This is a genomic window from Candidatus Stoquefichus massiliensis AP9, assembly GCF_000455285.1.
GTDB lineage: Bacteria > Bacillota_I > Bacilli_A > Erysipelotrichales > Coprobacillaceae > Stoquefichus > Stoquefichus massiliensis.
The window spans coordinates 124,542-129,142 of record NZ_HG005290.1 but is presented as its reverse complement, the minus strand read 5'-3'; the positions used below and the strand labels follow the sequence as shown (position 1 = coordinate 129,142).

The 4,601-nt window shown below is 29.7% G+C and carries 7 protein-coding genes; all 7 read left to right on the top strand.

Annotated features, from left to right (window positions below):
* The first annotated feature begins 1 nt into the window (after position 1).
* Positions 2-721 carry a rod shape-determining protein MreC gene (gene mreC / locus BN350_RS19150; protein ID WP_231385279.1) on the top strand — a complete coding sequence of 240 codons (720 nt, stop codon included), beginning with the start codon at positions 2-4 and terminating at the stop codon, positions 719-721.
* Positions 718-1,239: a hypothetical protein gene (locus BN350_RS11825; RefSeq protein ID WP_028043785.1), complete on the top strand. Its 522-nt coding sequence runs from the start codon at positions 718-720 to the stop codon at positions 1,237-1,239. Before mreC ends, BN350_RS11825 begins: the two co-directional genes overlap by 4 nt.
* Positions 1,239-1,829: a hypothetical protein gene (locus BN350_RS11820; RefSeq protein ID WP_028043784.1), complete on the top strand. Its 591-nt coding sequence runs from the start codon at positions 1,239-1,241 to the stop codon at positions 1,827-1,829. The genes BN350_RS11825 and BN350_RS11820 overlap by 1 nt, the downstream gene beginning before the upstream one ends.
* Complete coding sequence (minD, locus tag BN350_RS11815) at positions 1,798-2,574, top strand: septum site-determining protein MinD (protein WP_028043783.1); 777 nt, start codon at positions 1,798-1,800, stop codon at positions 2,572-2,574. The genes BN350_RS11820 and minD overlap by 32 nt, the downstream gene beginning before the upstream one ends.
* A gap of 33 nt (positions 2,575-2,607) precedes the next feature.
* A complete protein-coding gene (locus BN350_RS11810; protein ID WP_028043782.1) occupies positions 2,608-3,195 on the top strand; it encodes a M23 family metallopeptidase in 588 nt (195 codons plus the stop codon).
* Positions 3,161-3,919, top strand: coding sequence for a site-2 protease family protein (locus BN350_RS11805; RefSeq protein WP_028043781.1), 759 nt, complete (start codon positions 3,161-3,163; stop codon positions 3,917-3,919). The genes BN350_RS11810 and BN350_RS11805 overlap by 35 nt, the downstream gene beginning before the upstream one ends.
* 155 nt (positions 3,920-4,074) lie before the next feature.
* The coding region (gene rpsB, locus BN350_RS21385; protein ID WP_044600301.1) for a 30S ribosomal protein S2 at positions 4,075-4,601 on the top strand (527 nt) is incomplete at its 3' end.

Below are 4,601 nucleotides of genomic sequence, written 5' to 3'. Positions count from 1 at the left end.
AATTGCGAATATTGAATATTATGTTATTAAAGCGCCAATTCAATATATCAGTGATTTATTTAAAGAATATAATGATTTAAAGGATGTTTATAAAGAAAATGCGAAATTAAAAGAGGAACTAGATAACATTGCACGTGAATCAGCAATGAATGATGTTCTTACTTCTGAAATAGATCAGTTAAAAGAAATTACAGAAATTGATTATTTGCCGACTGATTATCGTGTGAAATATACTAAAGTTATTTCGCGTGATACTGAGAACTGGAATAATCAGGTGACAATTGATTTAGGCAATTTATCTGATATAAAAGAGGGAATGGCTGTGATTAGTGCAAAGGGAATGATTGGAACTGTAACGAATGTTAGTGAAATGTCTTCTACTGTTACCTTATTGTCTAGTGAGAATGCAAAAAGTCAATTACCGATTATGATTTTAAGTGGTGATGAAGAATACTACGGTTTATTAAATCGTTATGATTTAAGCACAAAGAGTTATCGCATTACTTTGTTGAGCGATGTAGAAAAATTAGAAAAAGGTGCAAAAGTTGTGACGAGTGGATTGGGTGGTATAGGAAAAAGCCCTAAAGGTATTTTAATTGGAACTGTTGAGGATTATACTGTTGGTGATGATGCGAGTGAATCTGTTTGTAATGTGAAACCGAGTGTTGATTTTAATTCTTTAAATTATGTAGCAGTAGTTCAAAGGGTGAATGAAAAATGAGAACACGTATGAGAGATAGTTATCTATTCAAGTGCTTTTTTATTGTTTTTCTTTGCTTCCTTATTGATAGCACATTATCATTTTTTCTACCGTATAATTATACAAAGACAACAATAACAATTGTTCCTTGTTTAGGTTTGATGATGTTTACGCTGCTTGTTAAGACTATTGAAGGAGCTGAAAGATATTTTTTCGCAGCAATTTGTGGGGTTTATTATTCAATTGTTTATGCGAATTCATTAGCTATATATATACTTATTTATTGTTTAATCGCCTTTATTCGATCTTATATTGTAAAATTAGATTCATTAAGTTTACCAGAGGCTATGGTTTTTTGTGTTTTGACAATTTTTGCACAGGAAATTGTGTTATATTGGCTTATGTGGATTACCAATATTACCAGATATCCTATTGCATCATTTTTAACAATGAGGATATTGCCAACTTTGTTAGTGAATGTTGTCTTATCGATGGTCGTTTATTGGATCTACAATAAAGTGAAGATCGAGGTGGAATAATGAATATTGAAGTTAAAGGGATGAATGAGGTTTTAGTGATGAAAGTGAATCAAAATTGTTCATTCAATGATTTTTTAAATGATTTAAATATGCTCTTGGATCAGCCAATCTTTCAACAAGATGGTTATTATCCGAGGGCATATTTTGATTTTGGATGTCGAGTTTTAGAAGATGATGAATTAAAAAGTTTAATTATGCTGTTAAATACGAAGAAAAAGGTCATATTTGATGGAATCTCGTTACCACATCAAAGACCTATGTTAGATATTATGCACAAACAGTTACATAATGGTGAAGAATTATTTATTCATCAAGAAACCTTGTTTTTGGGAAGTGTAAATCCTGGAAGTTATGTTTATTGCTATGATAATGTTTATTTTCTAAATAGTGTCAGAGGAACAATTATAGCAATGAATGAAGATGTTAAGATTTATGGGCAAAATTTTCAAAATGCACAAATCATAATAAATCAACAATCTTTGCACAATTTGACAACTTCTGCATTAACAAGTGTCTATTATAAAGATAACCAGATTAGGGCAATGAAGGAGGATGGGTATGAGCAGAACTATTGTGGTTACATCAGGTAAAGGTGGTGTTGGAAAAAGTAGCATATCAATTAATCTTGGCTATGCGCTAGCTTCAGCAGGACATAAAGTCTGTTTAATAGATGCGGATTTTGGTTTAAAGAATTTAGATGTAATGATGGGACTAGAAAATCGAGTGATTTATGATTTGAAGGATGTCATTGCGAATAAATGTTCTTTAAATCAGATTTTAGTAAAAGATAAAAGAATGGATTCATTATTTTTGTTACCAGCATGTAAATCATTATCGTTTGAAAATCTAAATATTGATTATATGATGAAAATGATTGAACATTTAAAAGAGGATTTTGATTTTATCTTAATAGATAGTCCAGCAGGAATTGAAAAAGGTTTTCAATATGCAAGTGGATTATGTCAAGAAGCCATTATTGTTGTAACTTTAGATGTTGTTTCTTTGCGTGATGCTGATCGCGTTGTTGGGTTGTTATTGAAACAAGGGGTAACACAGTTACATATGTTAGTGAATAAATATAATGATGACGATATTCATAAAGGACGCTGTTTAAATCTTAAAGATGCTTATGATATTTTATCAATTCCTTTATTGGGAATTGTATATGATGATCATTTGATGATTGAAGCAAATAATAAGGGTATGCCAGCTTACATGAATAAAACATTGTCAATTAGTCAATGTTTTGATCGAATTGTGAAACGTTTACAGGGAATTGAAGTGCCATTTCAAAAAAATAAGAAAAAACCTTTATTAGAACGTATTTTTAAATAAAAATTTCATAAGTTTAATTGAGGTGACAAACTTGTGAATGATATTGATGAAATTAGAAAAAGAATGGAAAAGCGTAAAGCACAAAAACATCCCCAGCTAACAGATCATCATTTTTTAAAACTGTATAATGCAATGATTAAATGTATGGTTGTTTTACTTGTTGGTGTAGCAGTCTGTGCTTATGTGAAAGTCAGTCCCAATGGTGAATATATAAAAGACTATGTTTTAAATGATTTACATTTTACAGAACTTACAAAATGGATGAACCATCAGTTTTTATCTTTCCAAAATAATGAGCAAAGTGCAACTGTTTCAAGCCATGTTAGTTATACAAATATAAAAGATAACTACTATACAAATCAGACAAATGAAGTACTTAATTTTGATAAAGGACGGGTTATTTATGTAGGTAAACAGGATATCTTAGGTCAATATGTGACTGTTCTATTAGAAAATAATATTGAAGTTACTTTTGGTCAGCTTACTGATGTCTTTGTTAGCATGTATGATCAGGTTGATGCAGCAACAATATTGGGAACATATAAAGAGCAGGTTATGATTATTTTTACACAGGGTGAAAAGGAAATTGATTATTCAACATTTGAAGAACTTATATCTTAAAATAGAAATTCATCCTTTAACTCTACTTTATTTTGTCTTAGCCTGGATAGGAGGCTATTTAAAGTGGTATTTATCTACTTTAATGATTGTATGTTTACATGAATTATGCCATCTTTTGATGGCATATTATTTTCATTTTGAAATTGAGAAAATTGAAATTTTACCTTTTGGTGCCTATTTATCATTACATGATTTTTATTTTCATTCAATTTGGCAAGAAATATGTGTTGTTTTGGCAGGACCATGCAGTCATTTTCTTATTTATATGATGATTCTTTCTATGCATCAGAGTATATATCAGGAATATTTGCTGACAATGAATATGTTCATATTTGGATTTAATTTGCTGCCAATATATCCCTTAGATGGAAATCGATTTCTAGGATTGTTGTTGCAAAGTGTTATGGATTTGAAACAATCATTAATTTGGCAACTCAAAATATCTGTTCTTGTTTATTGTTTATTGTTTGTTTTTTATTTTCAAACAAATACCATTATTATACTGTGTTATCTTTTCATCCAACAATTTTATTTATATAAGTTTATTCCAGACTATTTACGACGATACTATAGTCGGATACCAACTTTTCTTGAGTTTGATAAAGTCTATATTCATAAAAATATAGGATATCGTAGAGGGTATCAGAATTATTATATGAAAAACGGGCAATTAATTAATCAGGTAGATATGATGTATCAACTTTTAGAAACAGTAAAATTGTAGAAAAAATGAAAATCATATTGTATTTTTACAATAATTGTGGTATCATACAACAGGTATTTCAAATACACACATTGTGAATTCATAAATCGAGTGCCAATATAATTGGTGGTTTATGTTAGAAACAGTGGAGGAAAAAAACAAAAGGAGGAAGTTACATGGCAGTAATTTCAATGAAAAAATTATTAGAAGTTGGTGTTCATTTTGGACATCAAACAAAGAGATGGAATCCTAAAATGGCTCCATATATTTTCACTTCAAGAAATGGTATTTATATTATCGATTTAAAGAAATCATCTGATAAAATCGATGAAGCTTATGCAGCTATGATGGATATCGTTGCTAAAGGTGGAAAAGTTTTATTTGTAGGAACTAAGAAGCAAGCGCAAGAAGCTGTTCAATTAGAAGCTGAAAGATCTGGAAGTTTCTATGTTAATTCTCGTTGGTTAGGTGGAACTTTAACAAACTTTAAAACTATTCAAAAGAGAATTAGAAGATTAAAAGAATTAGAAAAAATGGAAGAAGATGGAACTTTAGAATTATTTACTAAGAAAGAAGCAGTCTTATTGATGAAAGAAAAAGCTAAGTTACAAAAGAACTTAGGTGGAATCAAAGAAATGAGAAGATTACCAAATGCTTTATTTGTAGTTGATCCTAAAGTTGAACATAATGCTGTTGCAGAAGC